24 protein-coding genes are annotated in these 25,979 nt (G+C 50.4%); 17 read left to right on the top strand and 7 right to left on the bottom strand.

The features are described 5' to 3' along the window. Positions 1-48: 48 nt before the first annotated feature. On the bottom strand, positions 49-1,074 hold the full coding sequence (locus ACKTSG_RS00405) for a serine hydrolase domain-containing protein (protein WP_407890857.1): 1,026 nt from the start codon (positions 1,072-1,074) through the stop codon (positions 49-51). Positions 1,075-1,247: 173 nt separating this feature from the next. On the opposite strand from ACKTSG_RS00405, the gene ACKTSG_RS00400 reads away from it, so the two are divergent. The 3 genes from ACKTSG_RS00400 to ACKTSG_RS00390 all read left to right on the top strand — a co-directional run bounded on the left by ACKTSG_RS00400 (position 1,248) and on the right by ACKTSG_RS00390 (position 4,412). Continuing rightward, a complete protein-coding gene (locus ACKTSG_RS00400; protein ID WP_407890855.1) occupies positions 1,248-2,162 on the top strand; it encodes an NAD(P)-dependent oxidoreductase in 915 nt (304 codons plus the stop codon). A gap of 48 nt (positions 2,163-2,210) precedes the next feature. Continuing rightward, entirely contained in the window at positions 2,211-2,438 is a 228-nt protein-coding gene (locus ACKTSG_RS00395; protein ID WP_407890853.1) for a hypothetical protein, read from the top strand. An 81-nt stretch (positions 2,439-2,519) separates the two neighbouring features. Continuing rightward, complete coding sequence (locus ACKTSG_RS00390; RefSeq protein WP_407890851.1) at positions 2,520-4,412, top strand: M13-type metalloendopeptidase; 1,893 nt, start codon at positions 2,520-2,522, stop codon at positions 4,410-4,412. A gap of 178 nt (positions 4,413-4,590) precedes the next feature. On the opposite strand, the gene nrdH is transcribed toward ACKTSG_RS00390, so the two are convergent. Together nrdH and cls are read right to left on the bottom strand one after the other, a co-directional pair. Beyond that, positions 4,591-4,824, bottom strand: a complete 234-nt coding sequence (nrdH, locus tag ACKTSG_RS00385; protein WP_407890850.1) for a glutaredoxin-like protein NrdH — start codon at positions 4,822-4,824, stop codon at positions 4,591-4,593. A gap of 142 nt (positions 4,825-4,966) precedes the next feature. Beyond that, on the bottom strand, positions 4,967-6,412 hold the full coding sequence (gene cls, locus ACKTSG_RS00380; RefSeq protein ID WP_407890848.1) for a cardiolipin synthase: 1,446 nt from the start codon (positions 6,410-6,412) through the stop codon (positions 4,967-4,969). 102 nt (positions 6,413-6,514) lie between these two features. Here cls and ACKTSG_RS00375 point away from each other — a divergent pair, with 102 nt between their 5' ends. Further along, positions 6,515-7,117: a nitroreductase family protein gene (locus ACKTSG_RS00375; protein WP_407890846.1), complete on the top strand. Its 603-nt coding sequence runs from the start codon at positions 6,515-6,517 to the stop codon at positions 7,115-7,117. A 62-nt stretch (positions 7,118-7,179) separates the two neighbouring features. Here the strand turns inward: ACKTSG_RS00375 and ACKTSG_RS00370 are convergent, their stop codons facing one another. Continuing rightward, the gene (locus tag ACKTSG_RS00370) at positions 7,180-7,566 is read right to left on the bottom strand and encodes a ribonuclease HI family protein (protein ID WP_407890844.1); all 387 of its coding nucleotides are present in this window, start codon (positions 7,564-7,566) and stop codon (positions 7,180-7,182) included. A gap of 106 nt (positions 7,567-7,672) precedes the next feature. Between ACKTSG_RS00370 and ACKTSG_RS00365 the strand changes: the two genes are divergently transcribed. From ACKTSG_RS00365 to pyrE, 12 genes are all read left to right on the top strand, one after another. Beyond that, positions 7,673-8,092, top strand: a complete 420-nt coding sequence (locus ACKTSG_RS00365; RefSeq protein WP_407890842.1) for an EbsA family protein — start codon at positions 7,673-7,675, stop codon at positions 8,090-8,092. Beyond that, the gene (locus tag ACKTSG_RS00360) at positions 8,085-9,758 is read left to right on the top strand and encodes a formate--tetrahydrofolate ligase (RefSeq protein WP_407890840.1); all 1,674 of its coding nucleotides are present in this window, start codon (positions 8,085-8,087) and stop codon (positions 9,756-9,758) included. Before ACKTSG_RS00365 ends, ACKTSG_RS00360 begins: the two co-directional genes overlap by 8 nt. Before the next feature lie 26 nt (positions 9,759-9,784). Further along, entirely contained in the window at positions 9,785-10,243 is a 459-nt protein-coding gene (gene lspA, locus ACKTSG_RS00355; RefSeq protein WP_407890838.1) for a signal peptidase II, read from the top strand. Beyond that, positions 10,240-11,157, top strand: a complete 918-nt coding sequence (locus tag ACKTSG_RS00350) for an RluA family pseudouridine synthase (protein WP_407890836.1) — start codon at positions 10,240-10,242, stop codon at positions 11,155-11,157. The genes lspA and ACKTSG_RS00350 overlap by 4 nt, the downstream gene beginning before the upstream one ends. 151 nt (positions 11,158-11,308) lie before the next feature. Further along, positions 11,309-11,851 (top strand): bifunctional pyr operon transcriptional regulator/uracil phosphoribosyltransferase PyrR, encoded by a 543-nt coding sequence (gene pyrR, locus ACKTSG_RS00345; RefSeq protein ID WP_407890834.1) that lies wholly within the window; start codon positions 11,309-11,311, stop codon positions 11,849-11,851. A gap of 3 nt (positions 11,852-11,854) precedes the next feature. After that, positions 11,855-13,141, top strand: a complete 1,287-nt coding sequence (locus ACKTSG_RS00340; protein ID WP_407890832.1) for a solute carrier family 23 protein — start codon at positions 11,855-11,857, stop codon at positions 13,139-13,141. A 1-nt stretch (position 13,142) separates the two neighbouring features. Further along, complete coding sequence (locus ACKTSG_RS00335; protein WP_407890830.1) at positions 13,143-14,081, top strand: aspartate carbamoyltransferase catalytic subunit; 939 nt, start codon at positions 13,143-13,145, stop codon at positions 14,079-14,081. Continuing rightward, positions 14,065-15,339 carry a dihydroorotase gene (gene pyrC / locus ACKTSG_RS00330; protein ID WP_407890828.1) on the top strand — a complete coding sequence of 425 codons (1,275 nt, stop codon included), beginning with the start codon at positions 14,065-14,067 and terminating at the stop codon, positions 15,337-15,339. The genes ACKTSG_RS00335 and pyrC overlap by 17 nt, the downstream gene beginning before the upstream one ends. A gap of 25 nt (positions 15,340-15,364) precedes the next feature. Beyond that, a complete protein-coding gene (locus ACKTSG_RS00325) occupies positions 15,365-16,459 on the top strand; it encodes a carbamoyl phosphate synthase small subunit (protein WP_407890826.1) in 1,095 nt (364 codons plus the stop codon). After that, positions 16,452-19,631 (top strand): carbamoyl-phosphate synthase large subunit, encoded by a 3,180-nt coding sequence (gene carB / locus ACKTSG_RS00320; protein ID WP_407890824.1) that lies wholly within the window; start codon positions 16,452-16,454, stop codon positions 19,629-19,631. Before ACKTSG_RS00325 ends, carB begins: the two co-directional genes overlap by 8 nt. Before the next feature lie 52 nt (positions 19,632-19,683). Continuing rightward, a complete protein-coding gene (pyrF, locus tag ACKTSG_RS00315; protein ID WP_407890822.1) occupies positions 19,684-20,403 on the top strand; it encodes an orotidine-5'-phosphate decarboxylase in 720 nt (239 codons plus the stop codon). Continuing rightward, entirely contained in the window at positions 20,396-21,028 is a 633-nt protein-coding gene (gene pyrE, locus ACKTSG_RS00310) for an orotate phosphoribosyltransferase (protein ID WP_407890820.1), read from the top strand. Before pyrF ends, pyrE begins: the two co-directional genes overlap by 8 nt. A 100-nt stretch (positions 21,029-21,128) precedes the next feature. Here pyrE and ACKTSG_RS00305 read toward each other — a convergent pair whose 3' ends face one another. From ACKTSG_RS00305 to ACKTSG_RS00295, 3 genes are all read right to left on the bottom strand, one after another. Then, positions 21,129-22,004 (bottom strand): LysM peptidoglycan-binding domain-containing protein, encoded by an 876-nt coding sequence (locus ACKTSG_RS00305; RefSeq protein WP_407890818.1) that lies wholly within the window; start codon positions 22,002-22,004, stop codon positions 21,129-21,131. A 340-nt stretch (positions 22,005-22,344) separates the two neighbouring features. Beyond that, positions 22,345-23,157: a LysM peptidoglycan-binding domain-containing protein gene (locus ACKTSG_RS00300; RefSeq protein WP_407890816.1), complete on the bottom strand. Its 813-nt coding sequence runs from the start codon at positions 23,155-23,157 to the stop codon at positions 22,345-22,347. Between the two features lie 120 nt (positions 23,158-23,277). Next, a complete protein-coding gene (locus tag ACKTSG_RS00295; protein ID WP_407890814.1) occupies positions 23,278-24,975 on the bottom strand; it encodes an NFACT RNA binding domain-containing protein in 1,698 nt (565 codons plus the stop codon). 126 nt (positions 24,976-25,101) lie between these two features. On the opposite strand from ACKTSG_RS00295, the gene ACKTSG_RS00290 reads away from it, so the two are divergent. Next, on the top strand, positions 25,102-25,965 hold the full coding sequence (locus tag ACKTSG_RS00290; RefSeq protein ID WP_407890812.1) for a DegV family protein: 864 nt from the start codon (positions 25,102-25,104) through the stop codon (positions 25,963-25,965). Positions 25,966-25,979 lie beyond the last annotated feature (14 nt).

Raw genomic sequence — 25,979 nt, 5'->3', positions numbered from 1 at the left:
ACAAGACCCGCATCAGCTTTCATGTTGATGCGGGTCTTTTAGTGCTGATCAAGCTTGCCAAAAGGCTTCATGCCAAGCGTTGAGCTGATCGGTCCAAGGCTGATCTGGTGCGATGGCAGAATCGGAGCGATTGTAAAGAAAGACGGTGGCTTTTTGTTGGTCGGGGCTGAGAAAAATGCCTGACCAATAGCCGTCGATATGGCCCCCATGGCCGATGCCTGAGCCTTGTTGCATAAAGCCCATGCCATAAATATGGTGATGGATGGTTTCCGCGAGTTGCCAGCTGGCAGGGCTCAGCAAGCTTTGGTTGAGGATTGCTTGCGCCCAGCGCTCAAAATCGCGCAAGCTCAACACCACATTGCCATCACCGGCTTGATGGTCGCCGCGACCCAGTGGGGTTTGGACGCCATCGACATTGGCATAGCCGTTAGCTTGGCTGTGTTGGGTGCCGCTGGTGGCAGTGGTCATGTGCAGTGGCGTGAAGATCGCTTGTTGCAAATAATCGCCAAATGACATCTTGGTGACCGCCTCGACGACTAGCGTCAACAAGGCATAATTGGCGTTACAGTAGGCAAATTCAGTGCCTGGCGTAAATTTCAGCGGATGACCGTTCAAAATATCCAGCAATTTCTGCTTCGGCAAGTCGCGGCTGGCTTCAACCATGGCGTCAAATCCGTTTTGCGAAGGGGATTTGCCTGCTGCTTGGCCTTGTGCCATCAGCGAGCCGACAATGATCTCGGTGTAATCGGTGATCCCGGATTGCATCGTCAACAAATCACGCAGCGTCACGTCATGCGCATGATCAAATTCCGGTACGAAGTCGCTTAAAGGTTGGTCCAAGTCAACTTGACCAGCTTCAACCAGTAACAGCACTGCCGCCATGGTGAACTGTTTGGAAACCGAACCGATGCCAGTGGTCGTCGTTGGCGTAAAGGCTAAGCCGGTTTCAAAATCTGCTTGGCCCATGGCCCGTTCATGTAATATTTCAGTTGGGGTGACCACCGCATAGGTCCCGTTATAATGAGCCTGGTCATTTAACGCATCTAACTGTTCAAATTGTGATTCAAAAGCCATACTGATCGCTTCGCTTTCCAAATTCTAATGGTTTCTTTATACCATTCTCATCTAAATTGTGCAACTCGTCGCGACGCCAATTGCCCCTCCGCCAAGTGGACAAGAGGTGACCATGGTTTGCGCAAAGTTGTACAATGGCCTTAAACAGTCGTGCCAATGAACGGGAGGTCACCATGAATATTTTAATGTTGTTTGCATTATCAGATGAAACCGTTGCGCAAGCCGCGCAAGCGCACCCCAGCTGGCATTTCATTTCCAAAGCAGCTTATCGCCCTGAAATGGCGCCAACCATCGATGTGATCTTAGGCTGGAATCAAATCGGCTTAGACATTATCGCCCAACCTAACCGGGTGAAATTTGTCCAAGCGATGTCTGCAGGCGTCGATTATTTGCCATTGGCAGAATTTCAGCGGCAAAATATTCTTTTGGCCAATGTCGCAGGCATCCACGCAGAAGTGATCGCCGAATATGTGCTCGCTGGTATTTTAGCGTTTGCCCATGGCATGTTTCCGGTGGCCACTAGCTGGGTGCGGCCACAACAGATGTGGTCGCTGCAAGAAGCACAAGCAGTGATCTATGGCACTGGGCATATCGGCACCATGATCGCTAAGCACTTGCATCAATTCGGCGTCAAGGTCATTGGGGTGGATCGGCACGGCTTGCCAAAAGCGGATTTTGATCAAGTCACCACGGATAAAGCCATCGCCCAAAATGCTGACATCATCGTGAATGTGATGCCTTTGACGCCGGCGACGCAGCAATATTTTGATCAGGCCTTTTTCGCACAGCTGGCCAAGCAGCCGTTGTTCATCAATGTTGGCCGCGGCGCCAGTGTCGATGAGCCAGCGTTGATCCAAGCGCTTGACAGCCAGCTCAAAGGCGCCGTGCTGGATGTGGCTAGCGTTGAGCCGCTGCCGCAAACCTCGCCGCTTTGGCAGTTGCCGAATGTGTGGGTGACGCCGCACATCGCTGGGCAAGTGACGCATTTGCGCCAACAAGTCGCAGATATTTTCTTGCCGAATATGGCGCAATTTGCGCAAAATGGCACGTTGAAAAGTCATCAAGTCAACTTGAGTGTGGGGTATTAATAGGGTACGCTGAGGGCGTAACCGTTTCCAACGAACAGGAGGATGTCTATGTCACAACGCACAACTGAAATCATCAGTCTGCTTGAAGATGCTTTGTTGACCAAACGCCCGGTCATTGTGAAAACCATGGACAAAACGATGCTACTTGGCGTGATCGACGCGATCACACCTGGACAAGTGAAACCTTACGCTGACCGTTCAGTGGTGACAGTCACCACCAAAAAAGGGCCCAAGCATGTCGCAGAATATGCGATCGTGCGCATCAAATGGGCTTAGCTTCGACGGCTTACCTCTGGTAAGCCGTCTTTTTGCGCGGTATAATCGAAATCAACCACAAGTGTGAAAGGGGTATTGTCAATGACGAAACCACAAGATGATCTATACGAAGCCGTTAATGGTGAATGGGCCAAAACTGCCACGATCCCAGATGATAAGCCAACAACTGGAGGCTTTGCCGATTTGGCAGATGACGTCGAAAAAAAGTTGATGGCGGATTTTGATGCGGTGGCCAAAGGCGACAAACCCGCCCCAGACCAATATTTTGCCGAAGCCGTGAAGCTTTACCAAAAAGCCGCTGACTTTAATGCCCGCGATGCCGCTGGGATCCAGCCGGTGCTCAACCGCTTGGTGAGTTTCAATCAAGTTGACAGCTTAGCCGGCTTTAATGCCAAAGCGGCGCAACTGGATTTGGATCTGTTCCCACTACCATTTTCCGCTAGCGTGGAACCAGACATGAAAAACACGGCCCAAAATGTGTTCACGATCGCTGGTCCTAGCACGATTTTGCCAGACACCACTTATTATGCCAAAGACAACCCTCAAGGCCCGCAACTATTAGGCTTGTGGCAAGATATGGCCAAGCAGGTCCTAGCGCAAACGGATTTGTTGCCAGCAGACCAAACCCAATATTTGGCTGACACGGTGGCCTTTGATGCGGAAATCGCCAAGCATGTGAAATCTTCTGAAGAATGGGCTGACTATCCCAAGTCTTACAACCCATACCCATTTGCCAAAGTCGCGGAAAAATTCGGAGATTTTGACTTTACCAAATACGCCGACACCTTGCTGCCAGCACATCCTGACACCGTGATCGTGGCTGATCCGCGGTTCTTGGATGAATTTAAGGACTTGTTTAATGCTGACACCTTCATCCAATATGCCCACTGGGCTTATGTCATTGAATTGCTCAGCAACACCGGCTATTTGTCTGATGACTTGCGGATCTTAGGCGGCAGTTTTTCCCGCGCTTTATCTGGTTTAGCCGCAGCGCCAACGCAAATCAAGCACGCTTATCGCTTAGCCAACAGCGTCTTTTCTGAACCGATCGGCATTTATTATGGGAAGACTTATTTTGGCGAAGCCGCAAAAGCTGACGTCACCAAATTAGTTGAAAAAATGATCGCCACGTATAAGCGCCGCTTGGCCAAGTCTGATTGGTTATCCCAATCCACCAAAGACAAAGCGATCGTCAAACTCGATACCATGGTGCTTAAAATGGGGTACCCAGATAAAGCCAATGCGGTATACGATTTGTTGCATGTTGACGAAAAAGCGGACTTGCTGACGGCGGCAACGGAAATCGCCAAAACCCGTCATGCTTATCACTTGCAACAATTGACCAAACCAGTGGATCGCTCAGAATGGGCCATGCCAGGGCATTTGGTCAACGCTTGCTACGATCCGTCACGCAATGACATCACCTTCCCAGCGGCGATTTTGCAAGCGCCATTTTACGCGTTGTCGCAATCTGACAGCCAAAACCTTGGCGGTATCGGGGCAGTGATCGCCCATGAGATCTCGCATGGCTTTGATAACAATGGGGCGCAATTTGATGAATTTGGGAATTTGACGGATTGGTGGCAACCGGCGGACTACGATCACTTCAAAGTCTTAACCCAAGCGATGATCGATCAATTCGATGGTTTGAAAACTGAAGCGGGTCCCGTCAACGGCAAACTGGTGGTATCCGAAAATATGGCTGATGCCGGTGGTTTAGCCGCCGCTTTAGAAACGGCCAAAGGCTTAGATGACACTGACTTGCATGCCTTTTTCGTCAATTGGGCAGAAGTTTGGCGTATGAAAGCGCGCAAGCAGTACATGCAATTGTTGTTGAGTATCGATGTGCATGCGCCAGCCAAACTGCGCGCCAATGTGCAAGTCCAGAATTTGGCTGACTGGTACACCACCTTTAACGTTCAGCCAGGCGATGGGATGTACTTAGCCCCAGACAAGCGCATCACCATTTGGTAATCAAAGGCTGAAACAGCAAGCGGCTCTGCACCACGATTCGAACTTGGATCGCGGTGCAGAGCCTTTTGTATGACTAGGTCGGGCAAAAGGTCTCGCGCCGAAGTGACTTCGTCTGGTCCACTTTTTGGGCACAAAAATACGCGATGTCCGCAAAGTGCGGGCATCGCGTATGGGCTAGTTAGCTGGCTAATTGCTTGAGTGCCTCTGGCCGAAAGCCTGAGAAAGCTTCAAGCCCTGCTGCTTCAAGGACAGGCACGGCTTGGAAGCCTTTGTTTTTTAAGTAATCGATGTATTCAGGTTCATCGTTGATGTTGTGTTCCACAAAATCGATCCCATGGGTGCGCAAGTAGTTCTTGGTCATGCGGCACTGTGGGCAACCATTTTTAGTAAATAATGTGACGTCGTTATTCATGAAAATCGCCTCTCTTGGTTATCTGATAAAGCTAGTATACTGGCAGTTGTGGTCACTGTCAAGAAATATCACTAGATATAGTAGGAGAAGCGACGACCCCCAATATCTGGGGTCGCGTTAGGATACCACCACTAAGCGCCTTTTACAAGATTGGCGACAACAAACGCGAGAATTGTTGCTTGAATTTCAGCCAAGTACTTTGTGATTGGATCTCCTCTAGCGTGAGCAAGCGGGCGTGCTTTTGATCGTCAAGAAAGGCTTGTTGCAGCTGCGCGGCGATGGCTTCGTCGTAAATAAAGGCGTTGGCTTCAAAATTCAATTTGAAGGAGCGAATGTCCAAGTTAGCTGACCCGACACTGGCAAGATGGCCATCGACTACCATGGTTTTGGCATGCAAGAAGCCATTTTGATAATGGTATACTTTGACCCCAGCGCGGGTCAACGCATTGGCATAATATTGCGTCGCGCGGAAAATAAACGGGTGATCTGGCATATCTGGGATCATCACCCGCACATCGATACCTGCCAGGGCGGTGTTCATCAGCGCATCATAAACCGTGTCATCAGGGATCAAATATGGCGTCTGTAGCCAAACTGACTTGGTGGCCCCAGAGATCATTTTGACATAGCCGAATTTGATCTGTTGGCCCGCTGACTCCGGCCCAGAAGCGACGATCTGCATGGCGCCTTTAGTCGGCAAAGGCGCGGCCGTCAAGGGGCGACTCGGGTAAGGAAGCTGGCGGCCGGCGTTGACAGTGGCGTTGTAATCCATGATAAATTGAATTTTTAACGCCATCACCGTATTGCCAACCATGCGCAAATGCGTGTCGCGCCAAAAGCCAAACTTCGGCGAGCGAGACACATATTGATCGCCAACGTTGAAACCGCCGATATAGCCGATCTGCTCATCGATGACCACGATTTTGCGATGCAGGCGATAATTCATGCGAAAATCGGCGATCAAGTGCTTAGAAGAAAAATATGATTCTGCCCAGCCGCCAGCTTGGATCAACGGCCGCCACCATTTGGCACTGGCGCCCATCGACCCCCATGCATCATACACCACGCGCACGCTCAGGCCTTGTTGGGCTTTTTTGATCAACAGATCGCGCAGCTGCATGCCAAGCGCATCAGGGTAGATCGTGTAGTATTCCACTAAGATCTCGCTTTTGGCCGCTTCGATATCGGCAAACAAGGCAGCAAACTTGGCTTGGCCATCATAAAACAGTTTTACCGCATCGTTATGTAACAGTGGGGCGCGCGCCAAGTTCAAAAATAAATTGATCAGCTCTTGGCCGGCTTTGGTGGTGGAAGGCACCAAGCGGCCTTTGGCGTTGGCGGCTTTTTGCAAATGGACAAAAGCAGCAGAAGCTTTGGCGTATTCGGCTTGGATCAAGCGCATTTTCTTGGCGGATAAGCGGCGGCCGACAAATAAATAAATCACAAAGCCGATCCCTGGCAAAAAGATCAGCACCAACAGCCAAGCCCACGTCGTTGCGATGTCCCGCACAGAGCGTAGCACGGTGAAGATGGCGCCGATGGTGTTCAAGATGATGAAAAGGATGAACAGCTCAGTAAATAACGACATGAGTACCTCCGAACAAAAAAATTAATTTTCACTTATTCACTTTACTTACTAAAAGCAAGTTGGTACAATGTTACCATACTTAATCAAAGGTGGAACCCAATTATGAATACAGACTTATTGAATTTATTGCAACAACGGCGCTCGATTTACGCTTTAGGCAAAAACATCAACGCGTCAAATGAAGACATCGTGAACTTGGTAGAAGATACCATTCAAGCCACCCCAACGGCTTTCAACTCCCAAACCACGCGGGCCGTATTCTTATTTGGCGACAAGCATGATCAATTATGGGATATCGTGGTCAAGCGTTTGAAGTCTGAAGTGCCAACTGAAGCCGCTTATGAAAAAACCAAGCAAAAAATTGCCAGCTTCAAAGCCGCTTACGGCACGATCTTGTACTTCACCGATACCAAAGTCGTGCATCAACTGGAAAAAGACTTCACGCTTTATGCTGACAACTTTGCCACTTGGGCTGAACAAGGCCAAGGCTCCGCACAACTCAACACTTGGGTCGCCTTAGCCAACAACAACATCGGTGCTTCGTTGCAACATTACAACCCACTGATCGATGACGAAGTGGCCAAAGCCTTTGATATTCCAGAAAACTGGACCTTGCGCGCCCAAATGCCTTTTGGTGAGATCAAAGCACCTGCTGGCGACAAAGACACCATGGCCAAATCAGACCAATTCAAAGTCTTAGGTTAATTGTAACAAACTCACGTCAGATGCACACGCGCCGCTTCGAATCAACCGAAGCGGCGCGTTTTTTAGTGGGCGGCATGCAAGCCTTGTTGGGCTAACATATGGGCGCCGCGATTATCGCGTTCTGGGACCCATTGCCAGATCACTTGATCAAATGTGGCGATCAAAGCCAACAGTTCATCAACTTGGCTTTGGTAATGTTTGGCGTAGCCCTTATCAAGCGATTGGATCACCAATTTGGAATCACTGGCAAAACTCACCAATCCTTGCAGGCCTAATGCTTGCAGGCGTTTGAAGCCGGCAATGGCGGCAACAAATTCGGCTTCGTGATTGGACATTGGCGCCAAGGTCAAATGGGTTTGATCTTGTTGGCCATTAGCAACGATCAAGATCCCAGCACCAGCAGGACCGGGGTTGCCAAGCGTGGCGGCATCAGTAAATAGTTTGATCATCTTGACCTCGTTTTGACGAAATTTTATCCCTTGTATTGTAGCACACCACCAAAAGCCTTCATGGTCGTGGTATCATTAACACTAACAATTCATGGGAGGGATCCGCGTGCACAACTATCGCTATCAACCCACCGGCGTCGATTGCGTCATTTTTTGGGGATCGATCTTAGCTGGCGTCGGCCTCGGCGTGATTTTTCAAATGGAAATCGGCGGGTATGATTATTGGTATTGGCCGCCGATGGTGTGGCTGGTGGCAGTGCTGGCAGTGGCCATCGTGCAAGTGTGGCGCTTGCAGCTGACGATCAGTTCGCAGCAGGTAATCATTCGGCGAATCTTTGCTGGAAATAATATCTCGCTGCCGATTAATACAATTATTAACGTAGAAGCGAACAAATTTAGTTTTATCCTCAACACCCGTTCGTATGGTAAAATCAAATTGGTTCGCATCGGCAAGCTCAAGCCGCTGTTGACCGCTTTAGCAAAAGTCGGCATCCAAGTCACACAAAAAGGGGAAGCAAATGTCTGATATTGAAATTGCCCAAGCAAATGAACGCACCGAAATGTTACCGATCGTTGAAGTTGCCAAGCAAGTTGGCTTAAGCGCTGACGATTTGGAATTATATGGCCAAGCCAAAGCCAAAATCAGCTATCCGGCTTTAAAACGCTTAGCCGATCAAAAACCTGGTAAGTTGGTGTTGGTCACGTCGATCAACCCAACACCTGCTGGTGAAGGCAAATCCACCGTCACCATCGGGTTAGGCGACGCGTTGAACCTGCGGGACCAACACGCGGTGATCGCGTTGCGTGAACCTTCATTAGGCCCAGTCATGGGGATGAAAGGCGGCGCTACTGGTGGCGGCTACTCACAAGTGGTGCCCATGGAAGACATCAATTTACATTTTACTGGCGACATGCACGCGTTGACGACGGCAGTTGATACCCTGGCGGCTTTGATCGACAACCATATCCAACAAGGTAACGCCTTAAATCTCGATCCGCGCCGCATCACTTGGAACCGCGTGTTAGATATCAATGACCGCGCTTTGCGCCATACGGTGATCGGCATTGGCGGGGCCACCAGTGGCGTGCCGCGGGAGAATGCTTTTGATATCACGGTGGCGTCTGAATTAATGGCAGTGTTGTGCTTAGCCAAAAATATGCATGAGCTTAAAGCCCGCATCGCCAAAATCGTCATCGGCTTTACTTACGACAAAAAGCCTGTCACCGTGGCGGATCTTGAAGTCACTGGCGCCATTGCCATGTTGTTAAAAGACGCCTTAAAGCCAAATTTGGTGCAAACCTTAGCGCATACGCCAACGTTGATCCATGGCGGTCCCTTTGCCAACATCGCCCATGGGTGCAACTCGGTGTTAGCCACCAAAACAGCGCTAGCATTAGGCGACATTGCCTTAACTGAAGCTGGCTTTGGGGCTGATCTTGGCGGCGAGAAGTTCATGGATATCAAAACCCCAGTCTTAGGCCAAGCCCCAGACGCCGTGGTGATCGTCGCGACAGTTCGCGCGTTGAAATACAATGGCGGCCAAAGCTTAAAAGACTTAACCACAGAAAACCTTGACGCCTTGCATGCAGGATTTAAGAACTTGAAAAAACATATTGCCAACATGCAGCGCTTCGGGCGTCCAGTGTTAGTGGCGATCAACCAATTCGTTTCTGACACCAAAGCAGAATTAGATGCCTTGATCGCCGGTTGCGCCGAATTAGGCGTTGAAGCATTTGCCAGTGATGTATGGGGTCAAGGCGGCAAAGGCGCTTTGCCATTGGCCGATGCATTAGTCAAAGCCTTGGCACAACCTGGGGAATTCAAGCCGTTATACGACGTGCATGAACCAGTTAAAACTAAGATCGCCACCATTGTCCAAAAGATCTACGGTGGCGCCGACGTGGTGTATGACCACAAAGCCGAATTGGCGTTAAAAACCATTGCCCAAAACGGTTGGGATGACTTACCGATTTGCATGGCCAAAACCCAATATTCATTGTCTGATGACCCTAAAGCTTTAGGGGCACCGACTGGCTTTACCATGCATGTGCGCGATATCCAGCCAAAACTTGGGGCTGGGTTTTTAGTGGTGTTGACTGGATCGGTGTTGACGATGCCTGGTTTGCCTAAACGCCCAGCGGCGATGAACATGGATGTGTCCGATGATGGCGTGATCTCAGGATTGTTTTAAACTTTAATTTTTGGAGGAATCGTTTTTTGGTGATTTACTTGTTGTTGGCGGTGGGCTTGATCGCCGCAGATCAATTGATCAAAGCTTGGGTCGTGGCGCATTTGGCCATTGGCGAAACCGTCAGTTTTATTCCTGGCGTGTTGAGCTTGACGCATATTAAAAATACCGGCGCGGCGTTTTCGATGCTGGAAGGTAAGCAGTGGTTTTTTTACATCATTACCATCGTCGCCATCGGTGTGGTGATCTGGTTGTGGAAAGACTCCCGCGGTTTTCGCACGTATCGCTTAGGGTTGGTGTTTATTTTAGCCGGGGCGTTAGGTAATTTTATCGACCGCGTGCGCCAAGGGTTCGTCACGGATATGTTTCAAGTGGACTTCATAAACTTTGCAATTTTCAACTTCGCTGATGCCTGCTTGACCATTGGCGTCATTTTAGTGTTGATCCATTTGCTGTTTTTTGACGGCAAAAAATCAGGTGCGCGATGAACGAATTGACCATTCAAGCCCAAAGCGGCCGCATCGATAAAGTGATCGCCGACAACTTTGACGACATCACCCGCTCGCAAGCGCAAAAATGGCTCAGCGACAACTTGGTGTTAGTCAACGGCCAGCCCGTTTTGCCTAAATACCAAGTCAAAGCCGGCGACGTCATCACCATCACGCGACCGACGCCACAGCCGCTAGCCGCAGTGGCGCAAGCGATCCCTTTGGATATCGTCTATGAAGATGACCAAGTGATCGTTGTCAACAAACCCCAAGGCATGGTGGTCCATCCAGCGCCTGGGCACCCAGATGGCACTTTGGTCAATGCGATTTTAGGACACACGCAGTTATCTGGGATCAATGACGTGTTGCGCCCTGGGATCGTGCATCGTATCGATAAAGATACTAGCGGCTTGTTAATGGTGGCCAAAACCGCAGTGGCGCAAGCCTCCCTGTCAGCGCAACTGAAAGCCAAAACCAACACCCGGTTATATTTGGCCATCGTGCATGGCAACATCAAAGAAGATTCTGGCACCATCGACGCGCCATTAGGTCGAGATCCTAAAAACCGCAAAAAACATGCCGTGGTGGCCAATGGCCGCCGAGCCGTGACGCATTTCAAAGTGCTGGAGCGCTTCGGCGATTATACCTTAGTCCAATGCCAGCTTGAAACCGGTCGCACCCACCAGATCCGTGTGCATATGGCTTACATCCATCATCCGGTGGCAGGCGACCCATTATATGGGCCCAAACGCACGCTGCCTAACCACGGCCAGTTCCTGCATGCCCAAACGTTAGGCTTTACCCATCCGACCACTGGCAAGTATTTGGAGTTTCACGTTGATCCGCCAACAATTTTTGAAAAAACTTTAGCGGATCTGCGTGCAGGCATTGACAAAACCCGCCACATTCGATAAGCTATTCACAACTTAACAAGCACCTTTAACTAAGTCCAGAGAGGCTTAGAAGGTATCGACCTGTTGCGGCAGGGAAAACTACGACTACGGTCGCCTTCTAACCAAATTGGATAGAAGGCGACTTTTTTTATACCAAAAGGAGAGAGACATTATGGCAAAGCAAGTAGTTGACGGGGTCACCATGCAACGGGCATTAACACGGATCACCTACGAGATCATCGAGCAAAACAAAGATCTCAATGAATTGGTGATCGTCGGCATCAAAACACGCGGCATTTACTTGGCAGATCGCATCGCCAAGCGCTTGCACCAATTGGAAAATATCGACGTGCCAGTCGGCGAATTGGACATTCGCATGTATCGCGATGATGTCCATAAACTCGATCACTCCTTGACCCCTGATGTGGAAGGGTCTGACCTGCCAGTTTCCATCACCAACAAGCATGTGATCTTAGTCGATGATGTGATCTTCACTGGCCGTACGATCCGCGCTGCGCTTGATGCCTTGATGGATCAAGGCCGTCCCAACAAGATCAGCTTGGCCGTCTTAGTCGACCGCGGCCATCGGGAATTGCCGATCCGCCCAGATTTCGTTGGTAAGAATATTCCTACGGCTTTATCTGAAGAGATCAATGTTGAAGTCGCAGAGCTTGACGGTGAAGATGGCATTTCCATCGCCAAGCTGGAGGCGTAATGCATGGCTTATCATAATGATGACGCGATTTTAGATATTCACGATCGCCCGGCATTTGGCCATTGGCTGGGGCTTTCCATCCAGCATTTATTCGCCATGTTTGGCTCGACGGTGTTGGTGCCGATTTTAGTGGGGTTGGATCCTTCCATTGCGCTGTTTTCAAGCGGGGTGGGGACCTTACTTTACATCTTGATCACCCGCGGGAAGATCCCGGCTTACATGGGGTCCAGCTTTTCTTTCATCACGGTGATGCAAGCATTGATGAAAGGCGCTGGGTATCCAGCCATTGCCCAAGGCACCATCGCCGTTGGGTGTGTGTACTTGATCGTTGCAACGATCGTGAACTTCGCCGGTTCCGCGTGGATCGACAAAGCCTTACCGCCGATCGTGGTGGGGCCGATCGTCATGGTCATCGGCTTATCTTTGGCTGGCACTGCCGCCACTGACGCGACCATGCGGACATTGGCAAATGGCACCAGCGTTTATGATCTTAAATATTTTGCTGTGGCAATGGTGACCTTAGCCGCGACGATCGCTTACAACATGTATTTGAAGAAATTCATTTCCTTATTACCGATTTTACTGGGCTTGATCACTGGCTACATTCTGGCGGTGATCGTGGGCATCGTGGATTTCGCGCCGGTGCAACAAGCCGCTTGGCTGTCGCTGCCGAAATTCCAGATCCCTGGCATCACTTATACCCCGAAATTATATTTAGACGCGATCTTATCCATGGCGCCGATCGCTTTTGTCACCATGACTGAGCATATGGGCCACATCATGGTATTAAATGAAATGACGCACCGTGACTTCTTTAAAGATCCTGGTTTGAATCATACCTTAGCTGGAGACGGGACCGCATCGATCATCGCCGGATTTGTCGGCGGCCCGCCAGTCACGTCTTACGGTGAAAACATTGGCGTCATGGCCATGACCAAAGTGCATTCAGTTTGGGTCATTGGCGGTGCGGCAGGATTTGCGGTGTTATTCGCCTTTATCGGCAAGCTTTCCGCCTTGATCCGCACTATTCCTAGCCCGGTCATCGGCGGCATTTCCTTCCTATTATTTGGGGTGATCGCTTCAAACGGGTTGAAAGTGTTGATCGACAACCATGTGGACTTCAACCAAAAGCGTAACTTGATGATCGGCTCCACGATTTTAGTGATCGGGATCGGCAACGCCGTATTGAAGATCGGCACCTTCCAATTTTCCGGTTTGGCGTTAGCCACGGTTATCGGCATTTTACTCAACTTCATTTTGCCAGCACACGCTGCCAACGAGGAGGCATAACATGTCTATCACAGATTTCGTTTCAGCAAACCAAGTCACCGCGCAACTCGCCGATCAATTGATCAAACGAGCTGAGGCGTTCAAGGCCGGGGCAACACCCAACTTGCCATTACCGATGTATGCGGCGAATCTGTTTTTTGAACCAAGTACGCGCACCCACACCAGCTTTGAAATGGCCGAACGCAAACTCGGCATGACGGTACTGCCATTTGATCCGCGCCAAAGTTCAGTCACCAAAGGCGAAACGCTGGCAGACACGTTACGGACGCTAGCGGCGATCGGGGTGCAAGTGGCGGTGATCCGCCACCCAGTCAAAGCCTACTATCAATCCTTATTGGCCGAGCATTTGCCTTTGCACATTGTCAACGCTGGCGACGGCGCTGGCCAACATCCTAGCCAAATGATGCTAGATCTGATGACCATCCATGAAGAATTCGGGCATTTTGCCGGGTTGAAAATCGGCATCGTTGGCGACTTGAGCCATTCTCGCGTGGCCAAATCCGATATGCAAATGCTTCATGAACTTGGCGCAGAACTGACATTCTCTGGTCCCAAAGCTTGGTACACCAAAGAATTTGAAAAATATGGCGCCTATGAGCCCATGGCCGACATTGTGCCAAAAGTCGATGTGTTAATGCTGCTGCGGGTGCAATTCGAACGCCTCAGCGAAGCCGAAAAAGCGGAATTTTCAGAAGCGACGTATCACGAGCGCTTCGGGTTATCTGATCAACTTTATCCTAAATTGAAAAAATCGGCGATCATCATGCATCCCGCGCCGGTCAACCGCGGCATTGAATTAGCCGATGACTTGGTGTTATGCCCGCAATCGCGGATCTTCCAACAAATGCACAATGGCGTGTTCATGCGCATGGCGATGTTGGAACAAGTGATGCAGCCACAAGCCAATGAAGGGAGCCGTGTTCATGCATTTACTCATTAAAAACGCTCATGTTGTCGGGCCAGAGCCATTTGACGGCGACGTGTTGACCACTGATGGGGTGATCGCCGCATTAGGGCACAGCTTGGCGGCGCCAGCTAAAACCACAGTGATCGATGTCAAAGGCGCCACGTTGATGCCAGGGTTAGTGGATGTCCATGTGCATTTTCGCGAACCTGGGTTTGAAGCCAAAGAAACCATTAAAACCGGCGCGCAAGCCGCAGCTCATGGCGGGTTCACCACCGTGGTGGCCATGCCGAATTTGAACCCAGTACCAGATAACGTCAAAGATCTCGAAGCGTTGATCCAAAAAAACCACCAAGATGCCAAGATCCATGTGCTCCAATTTGCCGCCATCACTGCGGGCCTGCATTCCCAAAAGCCAACCGATTATTGCGGTTTAAAAGCTGCAGGCGCACTTGGATTTTCCAATGATGGTGTCGGCGTACAAGATGCCGCAACGATGTATCGCGCTATGCTTGGAGCCAAACAAGCCAACGCCCCGATCGTCGCGCACATTGAAGACGAAGGCTTTAAAGGTGACGGGGTGATGAACGCCGGGCCTAAAGCTGACGAACTGGGCTTGCCTGGCATGAGCAACTTAACCGAAACGGCGCAACTGGCGCGCGACTTGGTGTTAGCGCAAGCTAGCGGCGTGCATTACCACGCTTGTCATGTCTCCACGGCGTTATCTGTCGACTTGATCCGCGACGCTCGCGCGCGTGGTGTCAATGTCACCGCCGAAGTCAGCCCGCATCACTTGTTATTGGCTGATCAAGATATCCCTTCAGACGACGCGATGTACAAAATGAATCCGCCACTGCGCAGTGAAGCCGATCGCCAAGCGTTGATCAAAGGGCTTTTAGACGGCACACTGGATATGATCGCCACGGATCATGCGCCGCATACTGCCGCTGAAAAAACCGGCTCAATGCGCTCAGCCGCATTTGGCATTGTTGGCAGCGAAACGGCTTTTGGCTTGTTGTATACGCGCTTTGTGATGACCAATATTTTCACCTTAAATCAATTGATCCAGTGGATGAGCACCAACCCTGCGGAAAAATTTGGCTTGAATGCCGGCCACTTGCTGGTTGGCGAACCAGCAGACTTCACGGTGATGGATCTGGATGCGCAATATCGCATCGATCCTAAAGACTGGTTTTCCAAAGGCCACAACAGTCCTTTTATCGGGCAACAAGTTTATGGTCGCACGCTGTACACCGTAGCTGGCGGGCGGATCGCTTACAAAGCCCAAAGCTGAACGAACCAAGAGAGGAGCCCCTATTTTGAAACGTTATTTGATCCTTGAAGACGGCAGTGTATTTGCAGGTGAAGGCTTTGGGGCCGAATCTGTGACCACTGGCGAAATCGTGTTCAACACCGGGATGAGCGGTTATCAAGAAACCATCACCGACCAAAGTTATAACGGCCAGATCATCACCTTCACTTATCCATTGATCGGCAACGCCGGCATCAACCGCGATGATTATGAAAGCATCAACCCCACAGCCAAAGGGGTGGTGGTTAAAAATCTTGCGCGGGTGACTGGCAATTGGCGCGCGCAAATGAGCTTGGATGAATTCTTGAAACGCAAGCACATTCCTGGCATCTCGGGAATCGACACGCGGGCGTTGACCAAACGTTTGCGCTCAGTGGGTACCATGAAAGCCAGCATTGTCGATGCCGCAGACGCGCATGCTTTTGACCAACTGCGCGCTTTGGTTTTGCCGAAAAACCAAGTGCAACAAGTGGCGACCACGCAAGCTTATCCGGCGCCTGGCACTGGGCGCAATGTGGCCGTCGTCGATTTTGGCTTGAAGCATTCGATCTTGCGTGAATTAGCCAAGCGCAACTGCAACTTGACCATTTTGCCACCGACGATCACCGCTGCAGAAATTTTGGATCTCAATCCTGATGGGGTGATGTTGACCAACGGCCCTGGCGACCCGAAAGATGTGCCGCAAGCGTTGGACATGATCCGCGGCATCCAAGGCAAGATCCCGTTATTTGGGATCTGCTTAGGTCATCAATTGTTTGCACTCGCCAATGGCGCCGACACGTTCAAAATGAAGTTCGGCCACCGCGGGTTCAATCACCCAGTGCGCGAGATCGCCACTGGCCGCATCGATTTTACCAGCCAAAACCATGGCTACGCGGTGGATCCTGATTCCATCGACCCCGATCAACTGCTCGTCACCCATGTGGAGATCAATGACCACACTGTCGAAGGCTTACGGCATCGCTTGTATCCGGCGTTTTCGGTACAATTTCACCCAGATGCGGCGCCGGGTCCGCATGACGCTGACCATTTATTTGATGAGTTCATGGAAATGATGGACGCTTTTAACAACCGTGAAGGAAAGGAACTGACTCATGCCTAAACGCGAAGATATTCATAAGATCTTAGTCATCGGATCTGGCCCGATCATCATCGGCCAAGCCGCAGAATTTGATTATTCCGGCACCCAAGCTTGCTTGGCGCTGAAAGAAGAAGGCTATGAAGTCGTTTTAGTCAACTCCAACCCAGCGACGATCATGACTGATAAAGAAATCGCCGATCAAGTGTATATCGAACCGCTGACCAAAGAATTCGTCAGCCAGATCTTGCGCAAAGAGTTGCCTGATGCGATCTTGCCGACGATCGGCGGGCAGATCGGCTTGAACTTGGCAATGGAATTAGCCAACTCTGGCATTTTAGATGAGCTTCATATCGAATTGCTGGGCACGAAGTTGTCAGCCATCGACCAAGCTGAAGACCGCGAATTGTTCAAGAACTTGATGCAAAAGTTGCATGAGCCGATCCCAGAATCCACCATTGCCCATAACTATGAAGAAGCCAAAGCCTTCGCAGACGAAATCGGCTTTCCAGTGATCGTGCGCCCAGCGTTCACCATGGGCGGCACTGGTGGCGGGATCGCCAAAACCCCTGAGCAATTGGCCACGATCGTGGAAAACGGCTTGAACTTGTCGCCAGTGACGCAATGTTTGATCGAACGCTCCATTGCCGGCTACAAAGAAATCGAATTTGAAGTGATGCGCGACGCTGCCGATAACGCGATGGTCGTGTGCAACATGGAAAACTTCGATCCAGTTGGCGTGCACACCGGCGATTCAGTGGTATTTGCCCCAGTGCAAACCCTGACCGATAAAGAAGTGCAAATGCTGCGGGATGCATCACTGCGCATCATCCGCGCGCTGAAGATCGAAGGCGGCTGCAATGTGCAATTGGCCTTGGATCCGACTAGCTTTAAGTACTACATCATCGAGGTCAACCCGCGTGTCAGCCGCAGTTCTGCCTTAGCTTCTAAAGCCACCGGTTACCCGATCGCCAAAATGGCCGCCAAGATCGCGGTGGGCTTAACCCTTGATGAGATCAAAAACCCGATCACTGACGCCACTTACGCTGAATTTGAACCAATGCTTGATTATGTGGTGGCCAAGATCCCACGCTTCCCATTTGATAAATTTGAAAATGGTGATCGCACCTTAGGCACCCAAATGAAAGCCACTGGGGAAGTCATGGCGATCGGCCGTACTGCCGAAGAAGCCTTGCTTAAAGCCGTTCGCGGGTTGGAAGTCGGCGCCATGCATTTGTGGCGGCAAGAAGATGCGGACTTTAGCGATCAAGAATTGTCTGACAAGATCATCACGCCAAATGATATGCGCTTATTTGCCATTGCCGAAGCCTTCCGCCGCGGCTACACCATCGCGGAGATCTCAGAATTGTCTGGCATCAACGAATTTTTCTTAGACAAGATCTTGCACATTATTGAAATCGAAGACCAGCTTAAAGCCCATGTCGACGATGATGACGTGTTGAAGATCGCCAAGGAAAATGGTTTCGCAGACGAAACCATTGCCAAATTCTGGCATGAATCTGCCGACAAGATCCGCGATCACCGCAAAGCCACTGGGTTAGTGCCAGTGTATAAAATGGTCGACACTTGTGCTGGCGAATTTGAATCCACCACACCATACTTTTACAGCACTTATGAAACTGAAACAGAATCCGTGCGCTCTGATCGTGAAAGTATTCTGGTGTTAGGGTCTGGCCCGATTCGCATCGGCCAAGGCGTCGAATTTGACTACGCCACGGTCCACTCAGTCAAAGCGATCCAAAAAGCTGGCTATGAAGCCATTATCATGAACTCCAACCCAGAAACAGTGTCCACGGACTTTTCGATTTCAGACAAGTTGTACTTTGAACCCTTGACCATTGAAGATGTGTTGAATGTCATCGACTTGGAACAACCCAAAGGCGTGATCGTGCAATTCGGCGGCCAAACCGCCATCAACTTAGCGGCACCACTGGCAGCGCACGGCGTCAAGATCTTAGGCACCAGCTTAGATGACTTGGATGCTGCCGAAGACCGCGACCGCTTTGATGAGATCATTAAATCCTTAAACATTCCGCAACCAGTCGGCGGCACTGCCACTGATAAAGCTGGCGCCTTAAAGATCGGTAACCGCATCGGTTATCCCGTATTAGTGCGCCCAAGTTATGTTTTAGGCGGCCGGGCCATGGAAATCGTGCATTCTGAAGCAGAACTGGCCAACTACATTGACCGCGCAGTGTCCGTTTCCAATGACCACCCAGTGTTAGTCGACCAATATTTGATTGGCACCGAATGTGAAGTTGATGCCATCACTGACGGCAAAATCGTGGTGATCCCAGGGATCATGGAACACATTGAACGCGCTGGGGTCCACTCAGGCGATTCCATGGCAGTTTACCCGCCACAAGATTTCTCGGACAAAGTGAAAGCCCAAATCGAAAGTTACACCGTGAAGTTGGCGCATGCCTTGCATTGTATCGGCATCATGAACATTCAATTCATCGTGCACGAAGGTCAAGTGTATGTGATCGAAGTCAACCCACGGGCAAGCCGCACGGTACCATTTTTAAGCAAAGTGACTGGCGTCGCCATGGCGCAAGTCGCCACCCAAGCGATTTTAGGCAAAGATCTGGCATCCTTAGGCTTTACCACCGGTATTTTACCAGTTCGCCCAGGCGTGCATGTTAAAGCCCCAGTCTTTAGCTTCTCCAAACTCAATGCCGTTGATTCCATGCTCGGACCGGAAATGAAGTCCACTGGTGAAGTCATGGGCTCTGACGCCACGCTTGAAAAGGCGTTATACAAAGCCTTTGAAGCCAGCCACACGCATTTGCCAGCCTTTGGTACCGCATTGTTTACTGTTGCAGACAGCGATAAAGCCGAAGCCGTGGCTTTAGCCAAGCGCTTCCGCGAAGTCGGCTATCAAATCGTCGCCACTGCCGGTACCGCCAAAGCCATGGAAGACGCCGGGATCGTGGTCACCGCCATCGCCAAACTTGGTGAAAACGGCGAAAATGCGATCCTTGATGCCATCGCTGATCAAAAACTGCAGTTAGTGGTCAATACCACCAGTGCCGATCGTGCGACGACTAGTGATGGTTACTTGATCCGCCAAACCGCGATCATGCATGGGGTACCGTTGATGACCAGCTTAGATACTGCCAACGCCATCGCGTCGGTACTGGAATCGCGGGCCTTTACCACCACACCGCTATAAAACTCAAAACAACCAGACCTTGTTCTGGTCGTTTTTGTGAGAAAGGAACATCATGCAACCAATCATCGCGTTGGATTTTCCCAACAAACACACCGCTTTAGATTTCGTGGCGAAATTTGATACCAGCGAGCCGTTATTTGTCAAAGTCGGCATGGAGCTGTATTACGCCGAAGGACCGCAGATCATCCACGACTTACAAGCATTGCGACCGTTGAACATTTTCTTGGATCTGAAATTACATGACATTCCACACACCGTCGAAAAAGCCGCGTATCAACTCGGCCGCTTAGGCGTGGCCTTGACCACGGCCCATGCCGCCGGTGGGGCAGAGATGTTAGCCGCTGCTAAAAAAGGGCTGCTGGCAGGCGCCAAAGATGCGGGCTGCTTGCCGCCAAGACTGTTGGCCATCACCCAACTCACGTCAACTGACGCCGCCATGCTTCATGACCAGTTACAAATACCAGGCCCAGTGCGTGATTCAGTCAAACATCTCGCGGCGTTATCGCAACAAGCAGGCGCTGACGGGGTGGTCGCCAGTGCCCAAGAAGCCCAAGATATTCGCCAAGTGGTGCGGCCAGATTTCTTGATCATCACCCCTGGCATTCGTCCAACAGGTGCTGCGATCGGCGATCAAAAGCGCGTCGTCACCCCAGCGCAAGCCAAAGAACTTGGCAGCTCCGACATCGTTGTCGGCCGCCCGATCACGCAAGCAGCCGATCCTATCGCGGCATATCATCAAATTCAAACAGAATGGAGCATCGATCATGACTGAAATTGAAAACCAAATTGCCCAAGATCTGTTGACCATCGGCGCAGTCACGTTACGTCCCAAGCAGCCTTTTACTTGGGCTAGCGGGATCAAGTCCCCGATCTATACAGATAACCGCATCACCATTTCTTATCCCGAAGTGCGCGATCGCATCGCCAGCGGATTGGCGCAAGTGATCAAAGCCCAATTTCCTGACGTGGAAGCCATCGGTGGCGTGGCCACTGCCGGCATCCCGCATGCGGCTTTAGTGGCCAATCGCCTGCATTTGCCAATGGCCTACATTCGCAGCAAGCCTAAAGATCACGGCCAAGGCCGCCAAATCGAAGGGCGCTTAGTCGAAGGCGCCAAGTTGGTGTTGATCGACGATTTGTTAAGCACTGGCGGATCCGTGTTAAAAGCCGCCGCCGCTGCCAAACGCGAAGGCGTCAATGTGGTCGGGGTCGCGGCGATCTTCAGTTATCAATTGCCGCAAGCCACGACTAATTTTGCCAAAGCAAAGGTCCCATTCACCACTTTGACCAACTACACAGCCTTGATCGAACAAGCCAAAAGCTTAGGGCAAATCGATGATCAAGAACTCGCCTTGCTCCATGCTTGGCGTCAAGATCCAGAACACTGGCAAGCCTAGCGCCACTTTCAACCGCTGCGTCCAAACGTCGCAGCGGTTTTTTGGTGCAGTGTACAAAAAAATTCCCCGCAAAAGCGAGGAATTTGGTGACGTGTTTAATTTATTTGACCACTGAAACTTGAGCCGATAAGACCCCAGCACTAGGGATCTGGCTAGAAGGCATGGCCACGTCTAATTGATGTGGGTTGGCATAAGCAAACGAGCCGGTGTCATTGACCGTCCGGTACCAAACTGTGCCGTTGGATAAGGTGATCTTGAGCTTGGTGCCTTTAGGAAACACCGATAAGTTAGCAGCCACACCGCTGTAACCCATGTTGGAACCTAAAACGGCAGGGTCATAGAAAGATAACTTAAAGGTACCATAGCTGGTTGCCGTGCTAGTCGGCGCTGCCGTACTTGGCGTCGTCGTTGCCGCAGAGGCGCTTGGTGCTGGCGTTGTGGTAGCGGCTTGCGTGTGCGTCACAGCTGGGGTAGTTGACGCAGCTTGGGCTTGAACTGGCGCTTTGCTTGTCGTCGCCGTCGTCGTTGCTGGGGTGCTGGTAGCTTGCGCACGAGTAGTTGAGGCCGGGGTGGCAGTCGTGGTCCCAGTTAACTTCAAAACTTGCCCAACATGAATGAAGTTGGCGTCAGTAATTTGGTTATAAGTGACTAAGTTGGCCACACTGACACCCGTATCTGAAGCAATCGCCCCTAAGGTGTCGCCGGCTTTAACGGTGTAAGTGCTGGCTTGGGCAGCTAACTTCAATTGCTGACCCACGAAAATCAAATGTTGATTTTTGATACTGTTTGCGGAAACTAATTGCGCCACTGTGGTGTCATTGGCGTTGGCAATAGCAGAAAGGGTATCACCGGATTTAACGGTGTATGCAGACTGAGTGGTTGCCGCGTCTACTGGATTGCTCGACATGCTGATCGCACCAGCGGTAAAGGCCAAGGTCGTCGAGAATAACCATACGAGATGTGCTTTTTTGATCATAAGTCACTCCTATTTGAATGTCTGGATTGTTTAACAACTGAGACTAGTATACTGGCCTTAGATAACAAGGCCACGCCAAGGAGGTGACAAAAAGTGCGTGTTTTGCAACAATGTCATCGCTTTGTTGCATTCAAATGTTATTGCAAAGTGTGACATCTGTTGCAAATCGCGTGTTCTAAATATTGACGCTGTTATATAATGACGACCTGCTCAGCCGGTGGCGATCAGTCGCGACGATTTAATAACAGATCGCCTGATCCTCACCACTCACTCAGCTTTCAACCATGAATCATTTGACCCATCAAAAAAGCCCCCCAAAATTGGGAGGCGATAAGTATGATCAATGAAGCACTTCAACGGTGGCATACAAGATCCCAGCACTCGGAATCTGGCTGGAAGGCATCGCCACGTCTAATTGGTGCGGATTGGAATAAGCAAACGATCCCGTATCATTGACGGTCCGATACCAAACGGTGCCATTAGACAAAGTGATCTTCAAATGGGTGCCTTTTGGAAAGACGGATAAGTTAGCCGCCACACCGCTGTAGCCCATGTTTGAACCTAACACCGCAGGATCATAAAATGACAACTTGAACGTGCCATAATTTGTGGTCGCACCAGCAGTCGTGGCTGGCGCTGTGTGAGTGGTCGTCGTGGTGGCGGCACTGGCAGCAGGTTGTGGGGCCGTGGTATGTGTCGTGGTCGTGGTTTGGCTGGTAGCTGGGGCAGCAGCGGCAGTCAACTTCAAAGTTTGCCCAACTAAGATCAAGTCGGCATTGGATAAGTTGTTGGCCGCGACTAATGCAGCCGTCGTGGTGTTATTAGCAGCGGCGATTTGAGATAGCGTGTCGCCAGCTTTAACGGTATAAGTATTGTCGGCTACTGGGGCTGCGGCTTTGAGCTTGAGCTTTTGGCCCACTAAAATCAGGTTCTTGTCAGCAATTTTGTTGGTGGTTGCCAAGTCGCTGACGGTGGTGTTTTTGTCCAATGCGATTTGAGACAAGGTGTCACCGCTTTTGACGGTGTAGTCGGTGTCAGTGTCGGTATTGGTATCGGCTTTGACTTCGTGTCCTTGTGCCAAGATCGTGCCAGGAAGCAGCGCCAGCGCAGGGGTGAAGAGCCATGCTAATTGTGATTTTTTGATGATACTCACTCCTCAAGTAATGTCCAGTTCTAATTAATTTCCTACCCAAAGTATAGCGATTTCATTTGACAAGAGTAGGGTTAAAACTGTAACAAAATATTTAATTTTGGTTATAATGTTACGTCGGGGTTACAAGGTGGGCTTTTGGCGCAATTTCGCCACTAATGCTTCATCAGGCGTGACGACAACAGTGCGTTGGCCTTCATAAACCACAAATCCTGGACGCGCGCCATTGGGTTTGCGGATCTTTTTGACTTCGATCCAATCCACTTGCACATTGGCACTGGCCCGAGAGCGGGAGAAATATGCCGCTAAGTTGGCGGCTTCAAGTAAAGTTTTGTCGCTGGGGTTTGGGGAATGAATGATCACATGTGACCCAGGCACATCTTTGGCATGGAGCCAAATGTCGGACTTGTTGGCAGTGTGCAAGGTGAGCTGGTCGTTTTGTAAGTTGTTTTTACCTACCGAGATCAAAGTGCCATCGCTAGCGTAAAATGTTTCTGGCTTGGCGACTTTATGCTTCGGCGCTTTTTTGCCTTTGTGTTGCACTTTCAAAAAGCCGCCTTGTTGCAGCTCACTGCGAATATCGTCTAAGTCTTTAGGCGCAGCCAATTCGATTTGAGTCATGACACCAGTGAGATAATCCAATTCTGCTTGGTTGTCAGCCATTTGTTGGGTGACAAACGCCACGGCATTCTTGAGTTTTTGGTATTTGGTGAAATACCGCTGGGTGTTTTTAGAAGGCGACAATTCATTGGATAAACTGATCTTTAAAGGCTTGTTGTCGTCATAAAAATTCGGCAACGTGATCTCGGTCATGCCGCGTTGCACTTGATTCAAATAAGTCGATAACAATTCGCCACGAATGCGGTAATCATCCGCTTTTTCAGTGGACTTCAACGTGGCAGCGAGTTTCTTTTGCTTTTTTTCGTCTTTTTCGATCAAGTTCTTCAAAGGATGGATCAGATTGCTTCCAAGCTGGCGCACGCGGTCATGTTCCGCTTTTTTGGCGTAAAAAGCATCCAGCATTTCGCTAAGCGTGGGATAAGTTTCCACCTCCCCGGCCAAGCTTTGATAAGGCGTGGCTGAGAAGTTGACTTTATCACCCGTCGTGATCGTCGGTGTGGGCTTAGCGATCACCGCTAAAAAGCCATTCCAAGCAACGTCTGGGTCGCCTTGCATCAACCGTGCAGCTAATTCATTGGCAGAATCTGCCGCCAAGCCTTGGTAATGGCGTTGAAGCAACTTCGCCAACGGCACATCCGTGGTTTTCATCAGCTCCAAATAGCCTTGGGTGGTGTCAACAAACGGATCGACTTTATCTTGCTTAGGCGGCTCAACGTAATCAGCCCCTGGCAACAGCAAGCGGTAGCGGTTTTGATCTGGGGACACATGATGGATCAAATCGATGATCTTATTGGTCACCAAATTGACCAAGGTGATATTGGAATGCCGGCCCATAAACTCAACCACTAAGCGCAGCGACATGTCATCGCCAAGCTCGTCGCGGGTTTTAAAGTCCAAATGCATCACGCGGTCGTTATCCACTTGCGCCAAGCGCATCAATTGGGCGCTGGCCAAGTATTTGCGTAACGTCATCGTGAAAGTGTTGGCGGTTTTGGGGTTGGCAAAAGGGATCTGGGTGATCTGCGCGCGGGCATATTCGGGATGTGCCGACAATAAAAGCGGCCAGTTTTTACGCTGGGCGCGGATGGTCAACACGACTTCATTCGGATAAGGTTGTTGAATTTTGTTCACGCGGCCGCCAACTAGGATGTCAGCCAGCTCGTGGGTCATGGCGTGGGTGAAAATACCATCAAATGACATAAGCGCCTCCTGTAAAAAAATGTCTGTTTCTATTATAGCATTTATGACAAGTGGCCTGCTTCATTCAAAAATCTGTGAAAATATGGTACGATTATCCAGTGAATTCTAGAAAAGTGGGTGAACCGCATGAAGATCGCCGTCGTCACCGACAGCACTGCGTATCTTTCCGAAGAACAGATCCAAGCCAACCATATTAAAGTCGTCCCGATCCCAGTGATTTTGGATGGGACGGTATACGATGAAGGCAAGGATATTCAATCAGCAGAATATTATGACTTATTACGCAACGCCAAGACTTTTCCTAATACGTCACAACCGCCGTTAGGAGAAGTGTTGAAGGTTTACGAAGATCTCGCCAATGAAGGCTATGACACGATTTTAAGTATCCATTTAGCCAGCACGATCTCTGGTTTTGTCAACACGCTTAAAGCAGCTGTGGCAGACTTTGAACCCGCCCATGTGGTGGTTTACGATTCACAGATCACGGTGATCTTAATGGGCGCGTTGGTGTTATCCGCCGCCCGCATGGCCCAAGCCGGCGAGCCAGTGGATAAGATCGTGGCGCATATGGACGAATTGCGCGCCACCACTGGTGAATATTTTGTGGTCAACGATCTGCAAAATCTGGTGCGCGGTGGCCGTTTATCAAACGCTGCCGGGTTTATTGGTGGCATGTTAAAAATCAAGCCATTATTGACGTTTGACGATCAGTCCCACAAAATCGTGGCGTTTGAAAAGATCCGCTCGCTGAAAAAAGCTTATGCGCGCATTGAAGACTTGTTTGCCGAAGAAGTTGAGCGGGTGGATTATCCCATTTTAGCTTGGGTGATCGATGCCAACGACCCTGAAGAAGGCGACCGCTGGCAAGCGCATTTACAAGAAAAGTTCCCGCAAGTGCGCATCGAGCGGTCTTATTTCGGCCCAGTGATCGGCACGCACTTAGGCGAGCGCGCGATCGCGTTAGGCTGGATCAAAGACGAAAGCAAATAATCAACCAGCCGTCC

Source organism: Lacticaseibacillus salsurae (assembly GCF_045862175.1).
GTDB classification, from domain to species: Bacteria; Bacillota; Bacilli; order Lactobacillales; family Lactobacillaceae; genus Lacticaseibacillus; species Lacticaseibacillus salsurae.
The sequence above is the reverse complement of the archived record's forward strand: the minus strand, read 5'-3'. Positions and strand labels throughout refer to the sequence as shown.